This window comes from Alkalihalobacillus sp. BA299 (assembly GCF_017745675.1).
GTDB lineage: Bacteria > Bacillota > Bacilli > Bacillales > Bacillaceae_F > Alkalihalobacterium.
In genome coordinates, this window is sequence record NZ_JAFLJM010000012.1 from 64,868 (window position 1) to 88,694 (window position 23,827).

General features: G+C 37.0%; 18 protein-coding genes and 3 pseudogenes. 3 read left to right on the top strand and 18 right to left on the bottom strand.

Annotated features, from left to right (window positions below; translation table 11 throughout):
• Nucleotides 1–108: 108 nt before the first annotated feature.
• On the bottom strand, nucleotides 109–543 hold the full coding sequence (locus J0N78_RS15975; protein WP_209124113.1) for a GAF domain-containing protein: 435 nt from the start codon (nucleotides 541–543) through the stop codon (nucleotides 109–111).
• 216 nt (nucleotides 544–759) lie between these two features.
• A complete protein-coding gene (locus tag J0N78_RS15980; RefSeq protein WP_209124114.1) occupies nucleotides 760–2,262 on the bottom strand; it encodes a NarK family nitrate/nitrite MFS transporter in 1,503 nt (500 codons plus the stop codon).
• A gap of 609 nt (nucleotides 2,263–2,871) precedes the next feature.
• Between J0N78_RS15980 and J0N78_RS15985 the strand changes: the two genes are divergently transcribed.
• On the top strand, nucleotides 2,872–3,462 hold the full coding sequence (locus J0N78_RS15985; protein WP_209124115.1) for an ANTAR domain-containing response regulator: 591 nt from the start codon (nucleotides 2,872–2,874) through the stop codon (nucleotides 3,460–3,462).
• A 14-nt stretch (nucleotides 3,463–3,476) separates the two neighbouring features.
• On the top strand, nucleotides 3,477–4,526 hold the full coding sequence (locus tag J0N78_RS15990) for an anthranilate phosphoribosyltransferase (RefSeq protein WP_209124116.1): 1,050 nt from the start codon (nucleotides 3,477–3,479) through the stop codon (nucleotides 4,524–4,526).
• Between the two features lie 138 nt (nucleotides 4,527–4,664).
• On the opposite strand, the pseudogene J0N78_RS15995 reads toward J0N78_RS15990, so the two are convergent.
• A pseudogene (locus tag J0N78_RS15995) lies at nucleotides 4,665–4,868 on the bottom strand (thiamine pyrophosphate-dependent enzyme); the annotation flags it as partial.
• A pseudogene (locus J0N78_RS16000) lies at nucleotides 4,867–5,421 on the bottom strand (2-oxoacid:acceptor oxidoreductase family protein); the annotation flags it as partial. The pseudogenes J0N78_RS16000 and J0N78_RS15995, both read right to left, overlap by 2 nt.
• Nucleotides 5,422–5,883: 462 nt before the next feature.
• On the opposite strand from J0N78_RS16000, the gene hcp reads away from it, so the two are divergent.
• A complete protein-coding gene (gene hcp, locus J0N78_RS16005; RefSeq protein ID WP_209124201.1) occupies nucleotides 5,884–7,539 on the top strand; it encodes a hydroxylamine reductase in 1,656 nt (551 codons plus the stop codon).
• A 288-nt stretch (nucleotides 7,540–7,827) separates the two neighbouring features.
• Here the strand turns inward: hcp and cydC are convergent, their stop codons facing one another.
• The 14 genes and pseudogenes from cydC to J0N78_RS16070 all read right to left on the bottom strand — a co-directional run bounded on the left by cydC (nucleotide 7,828) and on the right by J0N78_RS16070 (nucleotide 23,736).
• The gene (gene cydC, locus J0N78_RS16010) at nucleotides 7,828–9,543 is read right to left on the bottom strand and encodes a thiol reductant ABC exporter subunit CydC (RefSeq protein WP_209124118.1); all 1,716 of its coding nucleotides are present in this window, start codon (nucleotides 9,541–9,543) and stop codon (nucleotides 7,828–7,830) included.
• Entirely contained in the window at nucleotides 9,540–11,261 is a 1,722-nt protein-coding gene (gene cydD, locus J0N78_RS16015; protein WP_209124119.1) for a thiol reductant ABC exporter subunit CydD, read from the bottom strand. Before cydD ends, cydC begins: the two co-directional genes overlap by 4 nt.
• A gap of 3 nt (nucleotides 11,262–11,264) precedes the next feature.
• On the bottom strand, nucleotides 11,265–11,366 hold the full coding sequence (cydS, locus tag J0N78_RS26540) for a cytochrome bd oxidase small subunit CydS family protein (RefSeq protein ID WP_374193918.1): 102 nt from the start codon (nucleotides 11,364–11,366) through the stop codon (nucleotides 11,265–11,267).
• A gap of 12 nt (nucleotides 11,367–11,378) precedes the next feature.
• Entirely contained in the window at nucleotides 11,379–12,395 is a 1,017-nt protein-coding gene (locus tag J0N78_RS16020) for a cytochrome d ubiquinol oxidase subunit II (protein ID WP_209124120.1), read from the bottom strand.
• Nucleotides 12,392–13,732 (bottom strand): cytochrome ubiquinol oxidase subunit I, encoded by a 1,341-nt coding sequence (locus J0N78_RS16025; protein WP_209124121.1) that lies wholly within the window; start codon nucleotides 13,730–13,732, stop codon nucleotides 12,392–12,394. The genes J0N78_RS16020 and J0N78_RS16025 overlap by 4 nt, the downstream gene beginning before the upstream one ends.
• Nucleotides 13,733–14,070: 338 nt before the next feature.
• Nucleotides 14,071–15,342, bottom strand: a complete 1,272-nt coding sequence (locus J0N78_RS16030) for a TRAP transporter large permease (RefSeq protein ID WP_209124122.1) — start codon at nucleotides 15,340–15,342, stop codon at nucleotides 14,071–14,073.
• Nucleotides 15,339–15,860, bottom strand: a complete 522-nt coding sequence (locus J0N78_RS16035) for a TRAP transporter small permease (RefSeq protein ID WP_247747369.1) — start codon at nucleotides 15,858–15,860, stop codon at nucleotides 15,339–15,341. The genes J0N78_RS16030 and J0N78_RS16035 overlap by 4 nt, the downstream gene beginning before the upstream one ends.
• A gap of 58 nt (nucleotides 15,861–15,918) precedes the next feature.
• On the bottom strand, nucleotides 15,919–16,974 hold the full coding sequence (locus J0N78_RS16040; protein WP_209124123.1) for a TRAP transporter substrate-binding protein: 1,056 nt from the start codon (nucleotides 16,972–16,974) through the stop codon (nucleotides 15,919–15,921).
• Nucleotides 16,974–18,302 (bottom strand): Zn-dependent hydrolase, encoded by a 1,329-nt coding sequence (locus tag J0N78_RS16045; RefSeq protein ID WP_209124124.1) that lies wholly within the window; start codon nucleotides 18,300–18,302, stop codon nucleotides 16,974–16,976. The genes J0N78_RS16040 and J0N78_RS16045 overlap by 1 nt, the downstream gene beginning before the upstream one ends.
• Nucleotides 18,303–18,445: 143 nt before the next feature.
• Complete coding sequence (locus tag J0N78_RS16050; RefSeq protein ID WP_209124125.1) at nucleotides 18,446–20,224, bottom strand: helix-turn-helix domain-containing protein; 1,779 nt, start codon at nucleotides 20,222–20,224, stop codon at nucleotides 18,446–18,448.
• 851 nt (nucleotides 20,225–21,075) lie between these two features.
• Nucleotides 21,076–22,488, bottom strand: a complete 1,413-nt coding sequence (bglH, locus tag J0N78_RS16055) for an aryl-phospho-beta-d-glucosidase (protein ID WP_209124126.1) — start codon at nucleotides 22,486–22,488, stop codon at nucleotides 21,076–21,078.
• A gap of 89 nt (nucleotides 22,489–22,577) precedes the next feature.
• Nucleotides 22,578–22,741: pseudogene (locus J0N78_RS16060) on the bottom strand (HAD family hydrolase); the annotation flags it as partial.
• Nucleotides 22,742–22,804: 63 nt separating this feature from the next.
• Nucleotides 22,805–23,314 (bottom strand): DMT family transporter, encoded by a 510-nt coding sequence (locus J0N78_RS16065; RefSeq protein ID WP_209124127.1) that lies wholly within the window; start codon nucleotides 23,312–23,314, stop codon nucleotides 22,805–22,807.
• Nucleotides 23,315–23,472: 158 nt separating this feature from the next.
• On the bottom strand, nucleotides 23,473–23,736 hold the full coding sequence (locus J0N78_RS16070) for a phosphocarrier protein HPr (RefSeq protein ID WP_209124128.1): 264 nt from the start codon (nucleotides 23,734–23,736) through the stop codon (nucleotides 23,473–23,475).
• Between the last annotated feature and the right edge of the window lie 91 nt (nucleotides 23,737–23,827).

Below are 23,827 nucleotides of genomic sequence, written 5' to 3' on the forward strand. Positions count from 1 at the left end.
TTTCATGGTAAAATAACAAAAAAAAGCGACTTTCCCATCTAAACTATTGTTTAGATGGGAAGTGAGTCGCCTTGAAAGTATTGGAAATTATCAAAATAAACCCAGAGTCTACTTTTTTTGCTTGTTTTCAATCTCTAATAATGAGGCAATTTCTTTTGTCATAGCTAAAACATATTGGATGTCATCGGCAAAATAAGTTCGGTTTGAACGACTTCCTACAAGTAAAACCCCTATTACTTCTTGCTCACTAAAGATTGGTGCAGCAATTGCAGAGTATAATCTTTCTGCAAGCATAATTGGAGACTGTAATCGTTTTTGAGCTGCGTCTTTATCATTATTATCAATTATTATAAGTCGCCCGTGGCGCACGACTGCACCGACTAAGCCACTCCCGTACATTTTTCGCATTTCCTTATATCTATCGTTAATACTACCTATTGCACTTCTCCAATAGATTTGATGAATTATTGGAGCTACTAAAGCAATACCTGAAAAATCACTTGATGTTTTAATATTCAACTCTGATAATAATTCAGTTTCCATAACCGATTACATCCCCACTACTATCTTTTTCTTTTATTCTATACTTTTTAGGAGGGATTGTAATTCAGGAAAAACCCTGATTTTTATCAAAACAGACTTTTATTTTTCATTGGCTAAAATTGCCGTGAAGTTACATTTACTTAATATAATAGGCAACTAATCTCTCAAAAACAGGATGGTCTATGTCGTCGAAAAATTAAAACGGTCACATCCATATTATTGCGCTTTTCTTTGAAGTGCAGCATCTGCTTCTGCTTGCTGCTGTAGTTCATCATCCGTTAAATAGTATTCTTCTCCGAATGAATTCTTTGGCTCTTCAAGCGTGAAATAGCAAACGACAAAACTAATTAATGCACCTGATGCAAGGATAAAGAAAAACTGTTGTGGTGTTACAAACGTATATAACGTTAAGTAAACAGTTGCCCCAACGTTACCATACGCACCAGCCATTCCAGCGATTTGTCCTGTTACACGTTTTTTGATCATAGGAACAATTGAATACGTTGCACCTTCAGCTCCCTGGACAAATACTGAGGTTAAGACCGTAATTGCAACAGCTAACACTAGCGGCCAACTAGAGTTCATCATCCCCATTCCAAACAGGCCAAGCGTAATCCCAAGCATATAGACGAGCATTACTTTACGTCGATTTCCCATTCTATCAGAGAGAAAGCCACCTAATGGGCGTGCTACTAGATTAATAAATGCAAAAGAAGCAGCGATTAATCCGGCTTGTGAGGCTGAGAGTGAGAATGTTAGCTGGAAGAACATCGGTAACATAGAAACGATCGCTAGCTCAGCACCAAAGTTGGCAAAATACGTACTATTTAATGCACCAACGTTTTTAAACTTATATCTATCTTCTTCTGGAACACCTTTTTTAAGTCTTGGAATATTTACTTTCAAAATATTGAAAACTTGAAAAATAAGAACACCTACAATGACTGCATAAATCATATTAATCACTGTATCCGAAATAAATCCAAGTCCATTTAATCTCCATGAGCTAATTCCTACCGCTGCACCAAGTGGAATAGTCCATAAGATGAGTTGTACTAAATCACCCCAGCTACTCACTTCAAGAGCAGACGCTTTTTTCGGTTTAACTAACGCTTTACCTTCAGGAGTATCCCTTACACAAATGAAGTAAATAATTCCGTAGATAAAGCAAATTACACCTGTAAAAGCAAGAGCATATCGATACCCATTATCCCCTCCTAATAACGTTAAAGCAAACCATGGCAATAACATAGCAGCCGCAGCAGAACCAAAGTTCCCCCAACCACCATATATTCCTTCAGCAAATCCTACATTTTTGGGAGGAAACCATTCTGCAACCATACGAATCCCGATCACAAAACTAGCTCCGATACTACCAAGGATGAGGCGTGAAATCATTAATTGTGACCATGTATCACCAAAAGCAAATACAACCGCTGGAATAGACATGACAACCAATAAACCAGAATAGACAATTCTCGGACCATATTTATCTAATAATGAACCGATAATAATTCGAGCAGGTATTGTCAGTACTACATTACAGATCCCTAAAGCTGCAATATGTTGCGGTGTTAACCACCCCATATCTTCCATCATCGTTGTCGCTAATGGCGCCATACTAAACCATGCAAAGAAAGAAACAAAAAATGCAAACCACGTAAAGTGTAAAATCTTGATTTGTTCATTTTTAAACTGAAATAACTCTGTCACCTTCATTATAATTGCCCCCTAATATAATATACTTTAATACATCCGTAACCTAGCTCCCTATTCAAATATGGTTACTCTTTCTTCAAAAAAGGTCTGAACTCACCCGCACCACTTCCTCTCATTTTTTTAATATTGACTGTGTAATAATGACTTGTTTGTATTTGATTGATTTTAGGCTCAGAGATTGAGTCATAAATATCTGGGTTCCTCTTTTTACTCCAGAATATAAAAAGCCACAAAGGTATTTATTATCCTTTGCGGCTCCGTTGCCGAAAATGTATTCCACCCCCATTGATGGAATCACTATATAGAACGCCAATTATCTAATCCAAATTTCAATAGGCTGAAAGCTTTTTTATCATTCATCTGAACACGTCAGTGTGTTCGTGGACGGTCAACCATTGAACGTCGCTGTTTCTTAAAACTGATGTTATAACAATCTAAAAATTCCGTCAATAAAGCGTGCGAGGAAATATAACATATTTTTAACGTTAACACTATTGCGTTGGTATAATCCTTAGTAAGACAAAGATTTTCACTACAAACTAATTAGATAAAGAAACTTCAAATATATTACACGTGCTAAATATTTGATGATATTGGAGGTAATGTTGGATGATTGACCGTTTTCTCTTGTTCATGGGCCCTGAACTTAAAGACTATTACAAACCAACTGATCCATCAAACATTGGGGGCAGATTGCAAGATCTTGGTTATCATGTAATTAAAACTAAAGATATATCTGCCGTAAGTGCTTTCATTCAACAAGTGGACGCTCTCATTATTTGCTCTACAGTTGTAAATATAGAAAATTCGGCAAAAAAATGCCTTGCTCATCGTTCCTTGCCATTAATCTGGTGGGTTCACGATGATCCCAAGTCCGAACAAAAATGTGAATTAGATATAAACATTGACTCCTTAGTAAGCTCAAAAATGACCGACAGTGAATTACATTGGTCCCTTTACTTATGTTCGAAGCACTACCTTGAGCGAATACAATGGCAAAAAGAAAGAGAACTATTACTTTCTAAATTAGAAGAACGCAAACATCTAGAAAAAGCGAAAGCAATCCTTTGCGAAATGAAAAAAATTTCTGAACCACAAGCATACGAATTTATTCGCAAGCAAGCTATGGACGAACGGAAACGGATGGTCGATGTAGCGATGTCAATTATAAACGCATACCAAATTTTAATAGCCGAATAAAGGAGATAGATATAATGATGAAATCCTTTCTAAAAGAAGTAGGTCGCGGTAAAAGAGGAGCAAGAGATTTAACATACGATGAATCACTTCGGGTAGCTGAGTTAATATTTAATGGTACAGCTACACCAGTACAAATGGGTGCCTTTTTCATTGCTGAACGAATAAAAATGGCATCGACAGACGAAATGATTGCATTTATCGACGTCTGCCGCTCACAAAGCCTCATACATCCGATTCCAGGAAGTCTCGATTGTGCTGGTCCCTACGATGGAAGAAGAAACTCATTTTTAGCTACTTTTCCAACCGCATTTGTTTTGTGTGCATCAGGTATTCCCGTTACCTTACACAGTAGCCATACTCTACCACCGAAAAATGGTGTAACCTTATACGACCTATTAAATGTTTTAGAAGTTTCTACAGATAAGTTAGATTCTGACGCCTTAATAAAAGCAGCTGAAAAAACAGGATTTTTATTTGTCCCTACAGAAGAGTGGTGTCCACCACTTGCTCGCTTGCGTAACATTCGTAGTGAGATCGGCATGAGAACGTTGCTAAATACCGTTGAAAAAATGCTAAGATTATCCGATTCAACCTATATGACAGTCGGTATTTTTCATGGAACGGTCCTAGACAAAGTAGTTGAATTATTGCGAAGAACTGGCGTCCATAAAGGGCTCGTTGTACAAGGGATGGAAGGTTCAGAAGACATCTCAGTGGAACGCATTACTCGAGCATATTGGGTGTCAGAAGAACAAAAAGAATGGTTCGTTATCGATCCTGAACTTCTGGAAATGCAGGTCGAATATCCAGACATTAAATGGACAGCCAAACATCAAGCTGAAATGACTTTATCAGTATTGCAAGGAAAAGGCGATCTTCCCCACTACAATACGGTACTTTTAAACGCAGGTGTACGTATTTGGCTGTGCGGAAAAGCCAAATCTATTGAACAAGGAATATACCAGGCTAAGTACATTATCGATAACGGCCAAGCACTGGAACAGTATTTAATGTGGAAAGACATAGTAGAAAATACTCCTCACCCACTATCTAGTCAATCCTAAATATATCTGATTAAATAGGGGAATCCAAGCATACCTAAAGAAGCAGGCAACCTAATGGATTCCTGCTTCTTTATACTTTAATTGCAATATAGTGAGTATGCTAAGACTATAAAAGCGGATTCTCATGCTTCGCTTTAAGACGTTGCCACCCGTATTCATATAACCTTCATTATCATACTCGAGCATGATGAGATTATGGTTTCGAAGCGCTGTACCAATGGCAGAGCCCATTCCAATATCCATTCCACCGTCCCCTGTAACCATGACAAATGTAGCATCCTCGGCAACTTCAATTTCTCCACGACGTTTTAGTTCTAAAAATACTTCTACTGTACCCGATAACCGTGTCACATGCTGCACAGTTAATACATTTTTCTTGCTCTAACTGCGGTAAGAACCCTTGACGTGATCCACTTAAATCCTTTACCACACTGTTACCTTGCGCAGTAATAACTCCACCAATTTCTTGCGTTAAGTAGCCTAACTGAGGTTGAGCTCGTTCAAATGTTTGACCAACTGCATCTTCAGGTACTTCATACGTTTTAAACTTTACTTCATTAAAACCACGATCAAAGGTACGAATATTTGATTCTACTAAATGAGGATATTTTTTTTCGAACGTTTTACGAATAACAGCCCTCATAATCTCCGGATCTAAAAAATCACATATTTTAAACATTGCACCTAGCATTGCGGTATTTACCTTTGTTTTCTCTTCAACGGCAATGTTTAAGGCATCCACGACCGCTGTCCCATATTCGATTTGTAAGTCTCTTTTAATTTCATCAAATTCTCTTATTGAGTTGACAAGAATAATTCCATCGGACCTCATTCCACTAATAACATTAACCATTTTATATAATGCCTCATGAAATACACCAATGACGTGCGGTTCTACTCCCTCCCTAAACTTCATTTAATAAAATTTATCATTTGATGAACTTCCCCTATTTTCATTATAGAAGGTTTGAAGTTTTTTCACTGTGACATAAATCATACAATTTTAAAAAAATTATATAACACTTTTTTTAATAAGATTAAACTCTAGCATTATTCAACAAATGATTACAAAAATAATTGTATAACAGATCAAAATATGTACTATAACAGAAAGAAGAAGCTCTTTTAATTGATAAGCTTCCCCATTTTCTTAGCTCAATAGGACATATACAGTTTAAATTTCAAGTTTTTTTGAAATAAAGCTCTACTAGTGATTAATATCACAACCTCAAATTGAATGGCTTGTTATTATTACCGTAGTTAAAAAATTGCTAATGAAGTATTGGCAATGATGACTTCATTTAAGTAACGACTTACTAAAAAACAAAAAGTTTATTGGAGGATATGGTTTATGAGTATGTTTTGCTATCAATGTCAGGAAACAGCAAAAGGAACAGGTTGTACAATTGTAGGGGTATGTGGTAAAAAAGATGACCTTGCGAATATGCAGGATTTACTGATCTATACGATAAAAGGGGTTGCGATTGTAAATAATATCGCACGGGAGCTCGGTGTCAATCAAAAAGAGACAGATGAATATATCGTTACCTCTCTTTTTATGACGATTACAAATGCAAACTGGGATAAAGAAGATTTCTTTAATCATATAAGAAAAGGCTTGGCACTTCGTGAAGAGACGAAAAAGGCAATTGCTAATGCTGGTGAAACAGTACAAAATACGAGCGACTTTGTCACTTGGTTTGCCGATACGAATGAAGCGATTGAAATCAAATCGGCGAGTCAAGAAGTAAGTATACTAGCTACAAGAGATGAAGATATTCGTTCATTACGTGAGTTCATTATTTACGGTTTAAAAGGTTTAGCGGCTTATATGGAGCATGCGAATCATTTAGGGTATCAAAAAGACGGTCTTTATGCCTTTATGCAAAAAGCACTTGCTGAAGTGACCTATGATGATCTTTCCATTGATGAATTAGTAGGGTTAGCAATGGAATGCGGTAAATATGGTGTGCATGCGATGGAGCTGTTAGATAAAGCAAATACAACTACTTATGGTAATCCTGAAATTACAAAAGTAAATATTGGTGTTCGAAATAATCCTGGAATATTAATTAGTGGTCATGACTTAAAGGATATGGAACAACTCCTTGCACAAACGGAAGGAACTGGAGTTGATGTTTATACGCATAGTGAGATGCTTCCTGCTAACTATTACCCAGCATTTAAAAAATATAGCCACTTTGTTGGAAATTACGGTAATGCGTGGTGGGAGCAAACACGTGAGTTTGAGAGCTTTAACGGTCCGATCCTCATGACGACAAACTGTATTGTACCACCAAAAGCTTCATATAAAGATCGTATGTACACAACAGGTGCAACGGGTGTTGAAGGTGTCATGCATATAGAAAAGAATGAGGACGGAACAAAGGATTTTTCAGCGATCATCGAGCATGCGAAAACCTGTGAGCCTCCAGTAGAAATTGAAAATGGAGAAATCATTGGTGGATTTGCACATGACCAAGTCCTCCAATTGGCTGACAATGTTGTAGAGGCAGTAATAAATGGGGATATTAAACGTTTCTTTGTGATGGCTGGTTGTGATGGTAGACATAAAACGAGAGGCTATTATACAGACTTTGCCGAAGAATTACCAAAAGATACCGTTATTTTGACAGCTGGCTGTGCGAAATATCGTTACAACAAGCTTGATTTAGGAGATATTAATGGTATTCCAAGAGTATTAGATGCCGGACAATGTAACGACTCATATTCACTCATTATGATTGCATTAAAATTAAAAGAAGCATTTGGTTTAGAAAGTGTCAATGACCTACCATTATCATATAATATTGCATGGTATGAGCAAAAAGCGGTTATTGTTTTCTTATCCTTACTATACCTTGATGTAAAAAACATCCATGTAGGTCCAACTTTACCAGCATTTTTTTCAGACAATGTGAAAAAGATGCTAATCGAGAAATTCAATATTGGTGGCATCACTAACACAACAGATGATATCAAGATGTTCATGAATGCACTAGTAACACAATAATCTGTCGCTATAAATTAAACTTTTTTAATAATAAAGGCTCTTTTCTCAAAGATTGTTGTTTTTAGCTTTTGGACCGTAAGCCAAGCGGATGCTTGGCTCTTCACACATAGTGTGAAGAGTTTCAAAAAACGGTCCAAAAGCAACAAAGTTTACGAAAACAGCCATAATAAAAGAAGGATTCCATGTAACTAAATAATGGTTACTCGGAATCCTTTTATACTGTAATTCAGTATTTCTTTTCTTTTTGGGGAACGAATGGTAATAAACCTTATTATTATCTACTTACATTCATTGAATAACACTTTTCTCGATTTGTTTCAATTGATAAAAGTAGCCTTTTGCATCCATAAGTTCAATGAATGTACCATACTCAACAATCTTCCCTTGATCCATCACAATAATTTGATCCATTTGCTCTAATCCCTCAAGTCGGTGGCTAATAATCACTACTGTATCGTCTTTAGCTTTACGGAACAATAGTTCATAGAGTCGGCGTTCTGTCCATGAATCAAGAGAGGAAGTTGGCTCATCAAGAAGCCAAAAGTTTCTACCTTTAGCAACCGCCCGAGCCATTGCTAACCGCTGCTTTTCACCACCTGACAAGTTCTGCCCTTTTTCCATAACCTCATCCTCTAATAAGAAGTCTGGCAATTGGACATCGGCTAATAGCTGTTGTAATTGTTCTTCTGACCATAATTCGGACGATAATAAGAGGTTATCTTTAACCGTCCCACTGAAAAAGTGGTTTTCTTGAAGAACTACATTGGTCCCTTCCCATACGCTTTCTTCGTCATGCTGACTGACTGGTACTCCACTAAAAAAAAGCTCCCCCTCAGATGGAGAATATAATTTTAATAGGAGCTTCAACAACATTGATTTACCTGACCCGCTCGGCCCGACTATCGCAGTTTTCGAACCAGCAGGCAACACCAGATCAATTTGATCTAATGCTTTACGCTGTTCATCAGGAAAGATAAAGCTAACCCCTTTTAATTCAATCGATGGGGCATCACTAGGAAATGAGTTCCCTTTTGCAGGCGGTGCTGCTGTTTCTTCATTTTTTATAACCGAATCGAGTCTTTTTGCCGCTCTTTCACTTTCTTCATAATATATTGGAAAAGCAGCCATCGGCGTCGAGTGTTCAAACACCGTCAGACTTACCATGACAAGCATCGCTAAGAATACCCCCTCTAAGCTTCCACCGGCAACCAAAAATGCCCCGATAGCTAACACAGACCAAACGACTAAAAGTGAAGCACCCGTGTTAAATGATTGATTGTAGATCGATTGTTTAATAGCTTGTTGTTCTTCGTGAATGTACGCATTCGAAGCCATAACGAGCTGTTGTTCTTTTTCTTCTAGCTTTTGGTGAATTTTCAGCTCACGAAAGCCTTGAAACCACTCGGTCACTTCCGTAGATAAATGAGCTCGCTTTTCACGAACTCTTCGGCTAATTTTTTTCTGTTTTTGCGCAAACCATGCTGGAATAACCAAACCAGTCAAAAGCAGACCGATTGTAAGTAAAACAACGATCGAAATCGAATAAAACGATACAAAAAGAATTGTACTTAAGAAAACCAGCACCATAATGATCGGTGGATACATGACGCGAAGAAACAAGTTTTGCAGGCTTTCAACATCGCCAACTATACGTGCGAGCAGATCCCCGCTCCGATGCTTTTGTAGTAAACTAGGTCGAAGCCGTTCCAATTTTTCATAGAAATAAACTCGTAAATCACTGAGCATCGTGAAGGTTGCCTGATGAGAATAATAACGTTCCCCGTAACGGCTCAAAGCACGCATAATACTACCTATTTTAACAACAGCGACCATAACAAGTAATACATATAACGGCGGTTCAAGAGCTGCTCGAGAGATTAAGTAACCATTGGCTCCAAATAAGATGACTGCCGTTATTCCTGCAATATATGCAAATACGATTGACAAGATAATATCTCTTTTGTTCACCATAATGACGCGGATCATATTTATCAGCTCATTCATTTCTGCTCCTCCCTTCCCTGTTTAGAGAACAGTTCTTGATAGGCTGAAACGGAAGCTTTCAACTGATCGTGTGTTCCTTGTGCAACTAATGCCCCATGTTTCAGAAACAGAATATGTCCCGCTTCTTTTATTGTCTGTATCCGATGCGCAACCGTAATGATTGTCGAGGTTTCAGCTAATTCTCGGATTGATTGATGAAGCAATTGCTCAGTAAATAAATCAAGCCCAGTTGTTGGCTCATCAAACAGTACGACCAATGGCTTCTTTAAAAAGGCACGCGCTAAAGCAATCCGCTGTTTTTCCCCACCAGAAAGACCTCTTCCACCTTCACCAATCGGCGTATCATAACTTAAAGACAATGATTCAACTAACTCAGAAATCCCCGCTTTTTTAGCTGCAACCTTAATTTCTTCTCTAGTTGCATCAATCCCTAGCGCAATGTTCTCTGCAATCGATCCTGCAAATAAGTATGGATGCTGTGTAATATAGCTAATGTGACGAAACCAGTCCTGCTCTCTATATTCTGAACGTAATCGGCCATTGACAATCACATCACCTGCAGAAGGCTCTAATAGCCCTGCAATCACATGAAGCAGCGTCGTCTTTCCAGAGCCACTTTTACCAACAATAGCAACTTGACTCTTAGGTGGAATATTCGCCTGTATATTCTTTAAGGCAAAACCTTTTGAATCGTATTCAAAGCCAATGTTCTTAAGTTCTATTGAAACAGGTTGCTTCAGCATCGAACCGTTGCCCCACTTGGTTATGCAATCTTCTTTGGAAAGCTCTTGCTCAATTTTGGAAGCTGCACCTGTACTGCTTCGGCCTGCATGGAAAGCACTACCGAGTTCCTTCAGCATATTGAAAAATTCCGGGACTAATAAAAGGATAAAAAATGCTGCAAAAAAACTAATTTCATTAAATACAACGAGACGCAAGCCTAGCTCTAAGGCAACAAGTCCAATACTGAGCATCGAGATAAACTCTAACATCAATGACGAAGTAAACGCTACTTTTAAAATTTTCATCGTTGCATCGCGAAAATCTAGGCTACTATGACGAATCATCTCTTTGTAATGCTTGGAACGACCATACAATTTTAAGCTTACAAGCCCTTGTAATGTATCAAGAAACCGTCCAGAAAAGGCAGTCAAACTATCGAGCTTTTCCTCTGATTTTTGTTGCGTGATCTTACCAATGATAATCATAAATAGCGGAATAAATGGTGCCGTTAATAAAATAATAAGCCCAGAGTAGACATGTTGTGTAAACACGACAACTAAGAGCATAATCGGAGCAACTGTTGTTAATATTCGTTGCGGAACATATTTACTATAAAAACTATCCAGCTCATCCACTGCATCCATCATTACACTTACTTTTTCGCCTGATTGTCCTGTGTAGGATTCTATTAATGACTGACCTGAATAAGCTTGTAAAAGCCTTTTACGAAAGTCAGCTTTCACCTCTGCTGCCATGTTAAGACCAATCTTTCCACTCCAATACGATAATACCGCCCTAACCATAAAGACGCCTAATAAGAGCAATAAAAATAAAATCACTTCTTCAAACGTACGTTGATTGAGGAAAAGACCATCGACAATCGAAACGATCAAATAAGCTTGCATAATGACTGCAGCACCGAACATTATCGCTAGTACAAAAAGTGAATAATACCGCCCCTTCTGAGCCTTAGCAAGCTTTTGAAGTGTCTTCATCAATTAATCCTCGTACTTTGTACTTTTAGTAGCTACGAATATGGAAAGTATCATCGCTAGTACGACAACAAGGAACGGTGCATAAAACAATAAGAAGCTGTGCATCAATATTCCTCCTTAGACTTTACCTTTTTGAATGTAGGGCTTATTCATTATAAACAGCTTAAACACTAAATAAAGAGACGGAATGAGTAGCAATAGTCCTAAAATAAATACAGTCACTAATGCATAGGCCATCGTTTCATTCGTAAAACTATCATAGATCGTTAAATGTGGATACAATAAATAAGGATATCGCGACACTCCATAACCGTAAAAAGCACAAGCAAACTGTAAGACAACAAAAATAAACGACCAACCGTATTGCTTTGTTTTTAAAAACCATAAGCTAACGAGAAAACAAATAAAGGATATCGCAAAGACCCACCAAAGTGAAAGTAATCCTGCAAAATGAGCAGGGTTATGCCATCTCATTTCAATAATTATCCCTAGTGCTGTTACAATGGTCGGGAAGCTCCAAATCCACGTATATTTCCGGAACAAGCGAAGTGCCTGCCGATCCTCAGCAACAGAAGAGTAATAAGCTAAAAAACTCGCTGAAATAAATAATACACTCACAAGACTCAGCAAAACAATGGACCAGGCAAATGGACTTGTAAATAAAGCGATATAATCTAATTCTATTCCTCCCCAAGAAGTTTCTCGAATAAACCCTCCTTGTGACACAATTAAAGCTGTCGTCAATGAGGCAGGAATGAGCACGCCTGTTACTCCATACATTAATGTATACCCCTTGTGCCCTTTTGAACCATATGTCCCGAAAGCATAATAGCTTCCACGCAAAGCTAACAATATAATCGAAATGCTAATTGGAATTAATAACACCGTTCCGAAATAGTAAGCCGTTTTTGGGAAAAAGCCAATCATTCCAACGAAAAAGAATACAAGAAACACGTTCGTAATCTCCCATACTGGAGACAAATATCTCTGTATGACACTGTTTACAATATGATGCTTCCCTGTAACAATTGTAGAAGCATTAAAAAATCCTGCTCCAAAATCAATGGAGGCCACAATGACATACCCAAATAGGAACAACCACAGTACTGATATTCCTAAAATCTCAATCGTCATCTCGCAACACTCCTTTGTACGTTAGAGCTTTTTTCTAATTCACGCTCAACCGGATTCTTTTTAAACATACGAATTAATACGACAGCTGTTCCAAACATTAAAATGAAATAAAGGACTGCAAATGCAATAAACATCATCCAGACATGCGGTGAATCTGTTGCTCCTTCTGCAGTCGTCATAAACCCTCTCATGATCCACGGTTGTCGCCCTACCTCAGTAAACCACCAACCAGCCTGAATCGCGAGCATCGAGAGCGGCCCAGAAGTAACGAGTAGAAAACGAAACGCACGTGTTTGAATGAAAGACCAATTTCGTGACATGGATAGCCAGTACACCATCGATAGAACAGTTAACCAAATACCAATCATCACCATAATGTCGAACATATAATGAACCACATAAGGTGGATGAAATTTTTTAGGGATATCATTCAATCCAGTAACAACCCCACTTGGGTCACTATGGACGAGAATACTAAGAGCATAAGGTATTTCGATGCCATATTTCACTTCATTCTCTTCAGTTAATACACCGAAAAGAACGAGTGGTGCTTCCCCTTCTGTTTCAAAATGCCATTCGGCTGCTGCTAGTTTTTCAGGTTGATAATCTGCTAGAAGCTTCCCAGATAAATCACCTACAAGTGCTGTTGCGACACAAAAAATAAAGCCAACTTTCATCGTTAAAGCGAGTGCTTTACGATGGTATTCATGGCGGTTACCTCTCATCAAATGGAAAGCTGCAATAGATGCCAGCACAAAAGCTGATGTCATATAAGCAGACGTTAAAACATGCGCTACTTTTGTAGGCATAGCAGGGTTGAACATCGCTTGAAGTGGTTGAATATTTGTTAACTCACCATTCACTAGTGAAAACCCTTGTGGTGTATTCATAAATCCATTCACAGATGTAATAAATAGAGCTGACATAGCCGCTCCTAAAACGACTGGAGCAAGCAAATAAAAGTGAAGCTTCGGGTTTTTAAAACGATCCCATGTATATAAATAAATGCCGAGAAAAATGGCCTCAAAGAAAAAGGCGAAGGTCTCCATAAATAAAGGTAGTGCAACAAGCTGTCCAGCAAATTCCATAAAACGAGGCCATAATAAAGCGAGCTGCAACGCAATAGCCGTTCCAGTTACAACGCCTACAGCTACACTGATTACATAGCCACGTGCCCAACGCTTCGCAAGCAGCAGATAATGTTCATCTTGCCTTCTTAAACCGATCCAATGAGCAAGCATAATCATGATCGGCACACCAACACCGACTGTTGCAAAAACCACATGTACGGAAAGTGTTAACATCGTTAAATAGCGACTAAAATCAACTGATTCCATCTTCCCCTCCTCCTTTAACTCCATTACTTTATCAATATAAAACTATAGATATAGTGTATACCTATATCGTTTGTGAAACGTATCACAAAATAAACAATTCTGTTACAAAAGATTGAGCATTTCGTGACTACATTACATAGAAATCGACAATCTGTCCTTCACTATCAATTAATGTAAATAATTTAAAATAAACTCGTTATTCATAAAAGGTCAGGTACTAACCTCTTCTATTTATTTAATCGAATCATTTAAAAAAACCCAAATCCATATTCGATTTGGGCTTCTCATTGATACGTTATTCCTTATGCATCTGATAAAATATCAGTTCTTTGTTACAGCTACTCAAAAATTCCTGGAAGCCATAAGGTTAAGGATGGCATGAATGTAACAAGAAGGACAACGATAATTCCTGCAACAAAGAATGGTAAGATATCTTTGATGGTTTTTTCGATTCCTACTTTTGCAATATAACATGATATAAATAATGTAGCTCCAACAGGTGGAGTAAACATTCCTAAAGCTAAAGTTACAAGCATGACGATTGAAAATTGAATAGGGTCCATGCCTAGCTCTGTTGCAATCGGGAAAAAGATCGGGATAAATAAGAACAAGTTCGGAACCAATTCCATAATCATACCTGCCACAAGCATAATGGCCACGATGACTAATAATAAACCCCAAGTTGGCAGCCCAAGAGATCCCAATATTTCAGCAATCATTTTCGGAATGCCTTCAGTTATTAACACCCACGTAAAAATCATCGATGTACAAACGGTGATCATGACAACCCCAGTTCCATGGATGGTTTCACGAATCGACTGGTAAATATTTTTCAAGTTCAAACTTCGATATACAAATAACCCAACTAATAAAGCATAAATAACCGCTAAGGCTGCAGCCTCAGTTGCCGTTGCAATCCCGAGGACAATAGCGCCGATTAAAAGGATCGGCAAAAGTAATGCCCAGAATGCTTTTCGAATACTATTTAAAAATTCCATAAAAGTCGGCTTGCTTTCTCTCGGGTAACCTCTTTTTACTGAAATAATAACCGTTGTAATTAAATAAATAAGACCTACTAAAAGTCCAGGGATAACCCCAGCTATAAACATTTTGGCAACGGATAAATTGGCCAACCAAGCAATGATGATCATCGTACTACTTGGAGGAATGATAATCCCAACAACAGAACTTGAAGCGTTAATCGCTGCTGCAAAAGAAGAGGTGTAGCCCTTTCTTTTCATTTCAGGAATCAAAACACTTCCTGTTGAAGCGGCATCAGCTACTGAAGAGCCTGATACCCCAGCCATTCCCATACTTGTTACAACAGATACACAACCTAAGCCGCCAGGCAATTGCCTGACCATTGAATCGGCAACATCGATAATTCTTTTGGCAATATTGCCGTGGATCATTAAATTACCAGCTAGAATAAAAAACGGAATCGCTAAAAAGGCAAACGATTGAGTATTTGAGAAAAATCGTTGGGCTACCATCTCAAGCGGGATGCCAGCAACCAAAATGTACATTAACGCCGATGCACCCATAGCAAAAGCGATCGGAACTCCAAATACAATTAGCAGAAAAAAACTAGCGAGCATAACCCAAATCATAGCAAATTATCCTCCTCTCTAGGTGGCTCTAACTTATTTATGAAAATTAGGGCGAGTTGGTAGAGTAGAATAATGGTAATCGCAGCAAAAGATACGACCACTGAATAAAACAACCAAGCTCTTGAAATTCGCAGCAATGGCAAAACCTGACTCGCTACAGATTGTGCTAATTGATAACTAGAGAACATCATGTAAACGGAAAAAAACAGCATCACTAGCTTCGAAAAAATAAAGGCCCATTTTTGCGCTGCTCTTGGCAGTAATTCACGAAAAAAGTTAATCGAAAGATGCCCCTCATTTTTTGTTACAGAAATAATTGCAATGAATATAACCCATGGAAATAATATTTGTGTCAATTCATTTGAAAACACAAGAGGGAAATTAAAAACATATCTGCTTAAAACTTCACTGAAGACAACGAGTGTTAGGAGCACCATTAAAACACTTGCTAATAAATCAAGAAAATTGATCGTCTTATCTATGAAGGAAAGTGAACCTTTTCTGTTTTCATGTTCCATATTAAACACTCCTTATGAAAGATGAGGCCTTTGAGGAGGCCTCATCAAAAACAACTATTTATTGATTACGATAGTCTTCTAAAAATTCTTGTATATCAGCGATAATCTCTGCACCCATTACCTCTTCAACATCTTGATATACAGTTTGAACCGCCTCTTGGAATAATGGTAAATCAGGATATGTGATTTCTTTGAAATCTTCCTTCGCTTTTTCTAGGTAAAATTCATCACTTTCTTTAACAACTGCCCTGGAAGCATCACGTGCTAATTCTGATCCTTTAAGAACGACTTGCTGTAATTCTTCATCTAAACTATTAAAGACATCCTTATTAATAATCATGTAGCAATAGTAGTACGTATGGTTAGTCATTGCTAAATAATCTTGAACTTCGTGCATATTTTGATCATAAATGTTTAGTAATGGGTTAAATTGACCATCAATAACCCCTTGAGCTAATCCACTGTAAATTTCAGTATAAGGCATAGTTGACACAGAAGAACCGAACGCTTCGAACGTTTTAATTAAACTTACATCTCCAGGTGAACGAATACTCATGCCTTTTAAATCTTCAGGTGTATTGATTGGTCGTTTATTGTTAGTGATTTGTGCAAATCCTAGATCTACGTCCGTAAGTGAAACGAAATTTGTTTCTTGACTAAGGTCTTTTAAATGTTCGCCAACAGGACCATCTAATACCGCATAAGCTTCTTCTGGATTTTCTACTAAAAACGGTAAAGATAAAGCTGCATATTGTGGAATAACATTTGCTAGCTCATTAGCTCCTGGAATTGCCATTTCAAGTGCACCTAGTTGAACAGCATCGATCATTTCTGGTGAAGATGCATATGTTTCATTTGGGAAAAATTCAATACTAATACGTCCGTTTGATTCAGCTTCTACGTATTCTTTAAAAGCAATCGCTGCTTCTCCTTTGGTATCACCTTCTAACCCAGAGTTCCACCCTAGCTTCCACTCATAAGTTTCCTCAGCACCTGCTGTATCTGTATCAGTACCTGCTCCAGCGTTCTCTTCTGTTTCACTTTGGCCACATGCAGCAAAAAGCACGATTACTGCTAATAGGCTAGCGAACAACAACCATTTACTTGATTTCATTATTCATTTCCTCCTTTAGTTTCATCACATAATTGTTCTATATAATTTTTTAATACATGTATTGTTTTTACACAATCATTGAGTGAAGACCATTCCTTTGGATTATGACTAATCCCATCTTTGCTTTTCGTAAATAACATCGCCATTGGAACATGACGTCCAACCACCATTGCATCGTGTCCTGCACCACTTGGTAAATAATATGGACGAATACCTAATGTTTGTGCAAGCGAATTTGCCGCTTTTTCCTGCATGTCTTTACTCACTTCAACAGGTTTTACGTTTAAGGTTTCCTTAATATTTACTTCAATTTGATGTGCCGATGCAATTTCTTGAGCTGCGTTTACAATTAGATGAACGAGTTCGTCTTTAGTATGTTCGTGTATATCTCGTATATCGACGGTTAATCTAACTTCACCAGGGATAACATTTACCCCATTTGGATGTACTTCCAACTTCCCAATCGTCGCCACAGCTGAAGAACTAACTTGTGATGGAAACTGTTTGACCTTACCAATAAATTCACTTGCAGCAACTAATGCATCTTTTCGATCATTCATCGGTGTGTTACCGGCATGTCCAGCTTCTCCTTGAAAGGTAACATTTAGCCATGATGGGCCCGCAATGCCTGTGACTATACCGACGGGTAGATTTTCTTTTTCCAATCGTTTTCCTTGTTCAATGTGTACTTCAACAAAAGCAGCAATTTCAGATAAATCTCTTTTAGCATTTGTAAAACCTTCTAATTTTAATCCATCTTCAGCTACTACTTCTTCAAAAGTCCTACCATTATAATCTTTTAACTGTTTTTGCTTAGATAAATCAATCTCTCCTGCCATTGCACGACTGCCGGTCAACCCACCATTGAATCTTGCACCCTCTTCATCTGTAAAAATGACGACTTCAAAGGGATAGTCAGGTTGATAATTAGTATCTCTCCATGCTTGGGCAACTTCAAGTGCTGCTAGAACCCCAAGTGGACCATCAAAGTGACCTCCATTTGGGACACTATCCACATGAGAACCAGATAACACAACAGGTGTTTGTTTTTTTCCTTTAAACACTCCAAATACATTACCCGCGCCATCTTCTCTAATATTTAAGCCAGCTTCTTTCATCCATCCCTTTACTAATTCCTTTGCTTGCCTTTCTTCAGGAGAAAAAGAGATTCTCATTGAGCCGCCTTGTTCTGTTAGTCCAATTTGCGAAAGCTTCGCTAGTCTTTCAGCTACTCTTTCACCATTAATACCAGAATGATTAAGTGACTGGTCATAATCTGAAACCAGCTTTTTATGAAACGTCTCTGCACTTAAAACAGGTGTTGGCATCGTATACCTCTTTTCTTTTAGAAATTTTTATAATATTTCCTCTCTTTAATCTATTGACATTATACGACAATATCAGATCCTAATTAATGTCGGAAACTAACAAGATTCATTATCATTCCTTGTCCTTTTACAACAACCGCATGTTAAAAATGTAAATATTCGTGAATATAAAGGGCTAATTGTAAATCAAATGCAACCCGTCCATCTAGGGATTCTAAATTCAATATTTGGTTAATCGTTTTTAAACGATATTTTATTGTGTTCGTATGCACATACATTTTTTTAGCCGTTTGCGCCATATTTTGGTTTAATTCTAAATATACTTTTAAAGTAAGCAGGAGGTCTGTTTCGTTTTTTTCATCATAAGTAAGAATGGGCCCTAATGTATCATTAACGTATTCACTTAGTTCATCCCTCTCTGTCTTTAAGAATAACCGCTGAATCCCTAATTGGTTATAAGCCAGAATGGTCCTACCTTCATTAGGAGATTGTAAATAATCAATACATTTTTCTGCATCACGGTACGATACTTTCACTTTTTCAAGGCTATTCACAACTCGCCCTATACCTATTAATATCGATAGCTGAAACTTTTCACTAGCACGATTCAAAATCAGGATAAAGAGCCTCCTAATTTCGTTATCAATACTCTCCTCTGAATAGTGGGTTGGAAAGACAAACATAAATGCAATTTCCATGTTCTTATCAAGCACAAACGTCTTAAAAGGCACCTTTGAAATTTCTCTATAAATCAACCTCAAAAGCTGATGTTTTTTTATCGAAATTTCTTTGAAGGATAACAATGGATCATTTATGTACATTTTTATTGCATTGTACTTATGATTTTTATTTTCATATATATTTAGTTTGGATAATTGGTTTAAAGATAATGCATTAAATTGCTGATGAAGGATTTGATCTAAAATAAAACCTGAATATTTTAAGTCTTCTATAGCTGTACTTTCCCTACGATTCATTTCAAGCGCAAAAATTACAGATGCTTGTTCAACTGCAAACCTGTCAAGTGGATCTAATATAGCGTCACCATCTAGGAAAATTGTTAACAAACCGATGATATATTTATCTGCATATATAGGGAAAAAGTAAACACCCGTATTTACATTTAAAAAAGAGACGTTTTCATAAAATACTTTTTTTTCATCATCTATGACACGTTGCATAAGTTCAGGAAAGCTTTGAACCAATTCTAAAGCAATTTTAGCGGCATCATTTGAAGAACATTCGAGGATATCACCGAATTCATTATATACAGCCACTTTACATTGGATGAGTTCAGCTAATGCTTTTGTAATTTCAGCTAATCCTCCTTGTGATAAGGAAGCTTTTGACAGCTCCTCATGAATCCTCTTCGTCCGTTCATTCCCTGAAAACAGCGTGGCATTTTCAATCGCTACGGTTGCTTGGACAGCAAAAGTCTCGAGTAACTTTAAGTCATCCTCATTAAATTCAATTTCCTTATCATAAATATCAACGGTTAATACCCCTATACACTCTCCATTTGAAATAAGCGGTACACACAATGCACTCGTTGGATATTGCAGGCCAGAACGCGACTTACCGTATAGCTCTAATACTCTTTCACTAACATTTCCCATCCCTTTGGTCGTATCTTTTTTAGAGTGAAATATCCTCCCGCTTTGAGAAATAAAGGTTTTTCCACTCATTCCTTCTCCTGGCTCAAGTAAAATCTTTTTTAAATATTTCATATCAAAACCAGCAGCTGTTTTCGCATATAACTTATTTATCTTTTTATCATACAAAAACAAAACACTGGCGTTGGATCCATCTATGACATTTAATACTTCTTTTATTAATTGATTTAATACTTTATCAAGATCACGTGTTGAGTTTAATACTCTCACTGAATTAATTAAACTCATTAACTTTTTTTCAGTATTCATTCTAATTCCTCATCTTTCGATTAAGTCTAACTATTCTTATGTAGTCTACGTCATTCTAACATGGATTCTATTCTATACATTGTAGCAACAACGGCATCCGATTAAAAATAAGAGAGGGTATACTTTATAATTTGAATGTATTTGAATAAGATTAGCCACTATAAAGCTATATTTGGTAAATTTTCTGAGTAACAACTATCTTTACTGTCTACATTTGCTATTTTAAGCTCTTTTCCCTTGATTTAGTGACAATGAAAGAGGAAAATTTTATCTTTGGAAAAAATTTTTTTCGAGTTCCGCCCATTTATTTTCAAGTTTGGGTGCTTTATTTTCAAGTTCTGGCCATTTTTTTCAACTTTAGGGCATTTATCGATTTCTCGACAAAACTTGACAAAATTCAACATTCTTCACTTACATGCTCAGCCTTGTCATGCGCGATCACCTTATAGACATCCATGATTTATTTCGTCTCTACCAATACTTTTTCATTTCAGCTTTATTCATGTATAGATGCAAAAATCTATCCCACAGATTATGAGCTTTTATAATACGCCATACACTAAAATAAGTTCCCCACACAACACAATTGTGTACGAGAACTTACACTTTAAATACTAGAGTTTTCTATTAAGCTTTTAATCACACCTTATTAACTCCTCTGTTGCAGTTTGCTACAGTCATTACACAAAACGAAACCAAAGATTACCAATTCCTCCTATCACCTAATTTCTAGAAACCAAAAAGAGCCTTTCCAATAAAGAAAAGGCTCTTTTACTCATTTAACCCGTTTGGTGACAAAAGTGAAAATTATAGAAATGGTTAATCTCCTATTAATAAATATTATAAAGTGTTTAAGCTAAATTTTCTCCATTTGTAGCTATGACGTTTTTATACCAATGGAAGCTTTTCTTCTTATAGCGTTTATTTGAGCCTTCTCCTTCACTATCACGGTCGACATAAATGTAGCCGTAACGCTTTTTCAACTCGGCAGTAGAAGCACTGACTAAGTCAATTGGTCCCCAAGAAGTGTAGCCAATGATATTGCAACCGTCTCCGATTGCTTTTTTCATTTCTTCAATATGTGCTCGTAAGTAGTCAATACGGTAATCATCATTTATCGTACCGTCTTCCTCTAATTTATCAATAGCTCCTAGACCATTTTCAACAATAAATAACGGCTTTTCATAGCGGTCGTATAACTGATTACAGACAGTTCTTAGTCCAACTGGATCAATTTGCCAACCCCACTCCGACGCTTTTAAATATGGATTTTTCAAACCAGCTAAAAGGTTTCCAGACGTTTGTAACTTGACATGATCTGGATCTGTGCTTGCAACAAACGACATATAGTAGCTGAATCCGATATAATCAACTGTATGTTCTCGAAGAATATTTTCATCTCCTTCTTCCATCACAATAGTGATATCGTTCTCAATGAAATAATTTTTCATATAAGCTGGGTAATAACCTCTGGATTGAACATCTGAGAAGAATAATGTTTTTCGATCTTGAGTAAGAGCCGCAAACATATCCTCTGGCTTGGATGTGTAAGGGTACGTCAACATCGAAGCGATCATACAACCTATTTGTAAATTCGAATTTATTTCATGTCCAGCTTTTACAGCAAGTGCACTTGCGACAAACTGATGATGGACCGCTTGATAAATATCTTGTTCATTCTTTTTACCATCTTCAAATAATAAACCACCACCAGTAAATGGAGCATGAAGGTTAACATTGATTTCATTAAAAGTCATCCAGTATTTTACTTTCTTATGATAACGCTCGAATAATGTAGTAGCAAAACGCTCATAAAATTCAACTACTTTACGATTTTTCCAGCCACCGTAATTTTTTACAAGCCCAAGAGGCATTTCATAATGAGAAAGCGTTACAACTGGTTCAATGTTATATTTTAATAATTCATCGATAACCTTATCGTAAAATTCCAAGCCTTTTTCATTGGGAGTTTGTTCGTCTCCGTTTGGGAAAATACGTGTCCAAGCAATTGAAAAGCGAAAAGCCTTAAACCCCATCTCTGCAAATAACGCTATATCCTCTTTATACGTATAATAAAAATCAATTCCTTTATGATATAAATTAAACTTTTCCAAAGAAAAATCCGGGGGACTCATAATTCCATTTGGTGACACATCAGCGGTTGATAATCCTTTACCATCCTCTTGAAACGCCCCTTCTAACTGATTGGCAGCAACTGCGCCACCCCATAAAAATCCGTCTGGAAATTTTGCTAGTTTACTCATTTCAACACCTCATTTGATTTTATCTAAAAATCGTTTTCTCCGTTACCATTCATTTTAAAATATCGTGCAAGAGATTATTGATTCGACTGCTATTTTAATAATCCAACTAACTGCAAACCATGAATAACCCCATCTTCTTCAACATTTTTTGTTACATATTTTGCAGCAGATTTAACGATATCCGTGGCATTCCCTATTGCAACACTTTTTTTACGAACGTAAGCATTTCAATATCATTTAAGCCATCACCAAACTCATTCTTATATGAAAGCTCATCTGTTGACTCACGTTATCACTCTCCCTAATAGTGTTTAGGTTAAGAAATCTTATTTGTTTCCGAGACTATTTGTGGATTCTCTTTTGGTATACTTACCTGATTTGTTGACTCTGATTTGATCAGTAAGCCAACTCCCGCAAGGATAATTAAAATACTTACAATCCGCATAACACTAACTGGCTTCACCTCTACTCCAAACAATCCAAAATGATCTGCAATAGCTGCTCCTATTACTTGGCCTAAAACGACTAATACAAAAGCTGTTAATGCACCAATTTGTGAAATAGATAGTGTGATAATTGTTACAATGGTAATTCCAATCAATCCGGAAAATAAATACCATTTAAAGCCTTGAACTAAGGATCCACTTATTCCCATTGATGGTCTTTTTAATAGAATAAAAATAATAGCTGGTATCGCTTGGATGATAGAAAACCAAGCGATCATTGTTGGTAATCCAATAGCTTTAGCTCCAACACTATTAACAACACCATGAATACTAATGAGCAGTCCTGAGAGTAGTGCAAATATGATATAAATTACATACAACGAAAACTACCACCCTTCTTCTTTTTGAAAAGCAGTTTAATACCCCTCACACTTTTTGTATTTTTTATGTAAGGGGTTTTGATATCATTAAAGTTTTCTAAAATTAATTGTCCTAGCAAAGCTATTTTTCTAGAAACTACTATACTATGGTGATGAAATCATTCTCCTAAACCAGCTTTCATGACTTCATCAATCGCATTTAGCGCTTCGATTGCATCGTTACCGTTAGCTGAAATCGAAACTGCAGCACCTTTTCCTACTCCTAAAGACATCACACCCATAATCGATTTCAAGTTTACATTTTTCCCGTTATATTCTAGAAAAATCTCTGAATTAAATTTACTAGCTGTATTTACTAATATTGTTGCTGGACGCGCATGAATTCCAGTTGCATCTGTAATTGTATATGTGTTGATCGACATTTTAAATATCCTCCTTTATTCGTCTTTACACAAAATATAGTTGCTATAAAGCAACTATATTTTGTGGTCCCGATGCCTGACGCTACTTTTT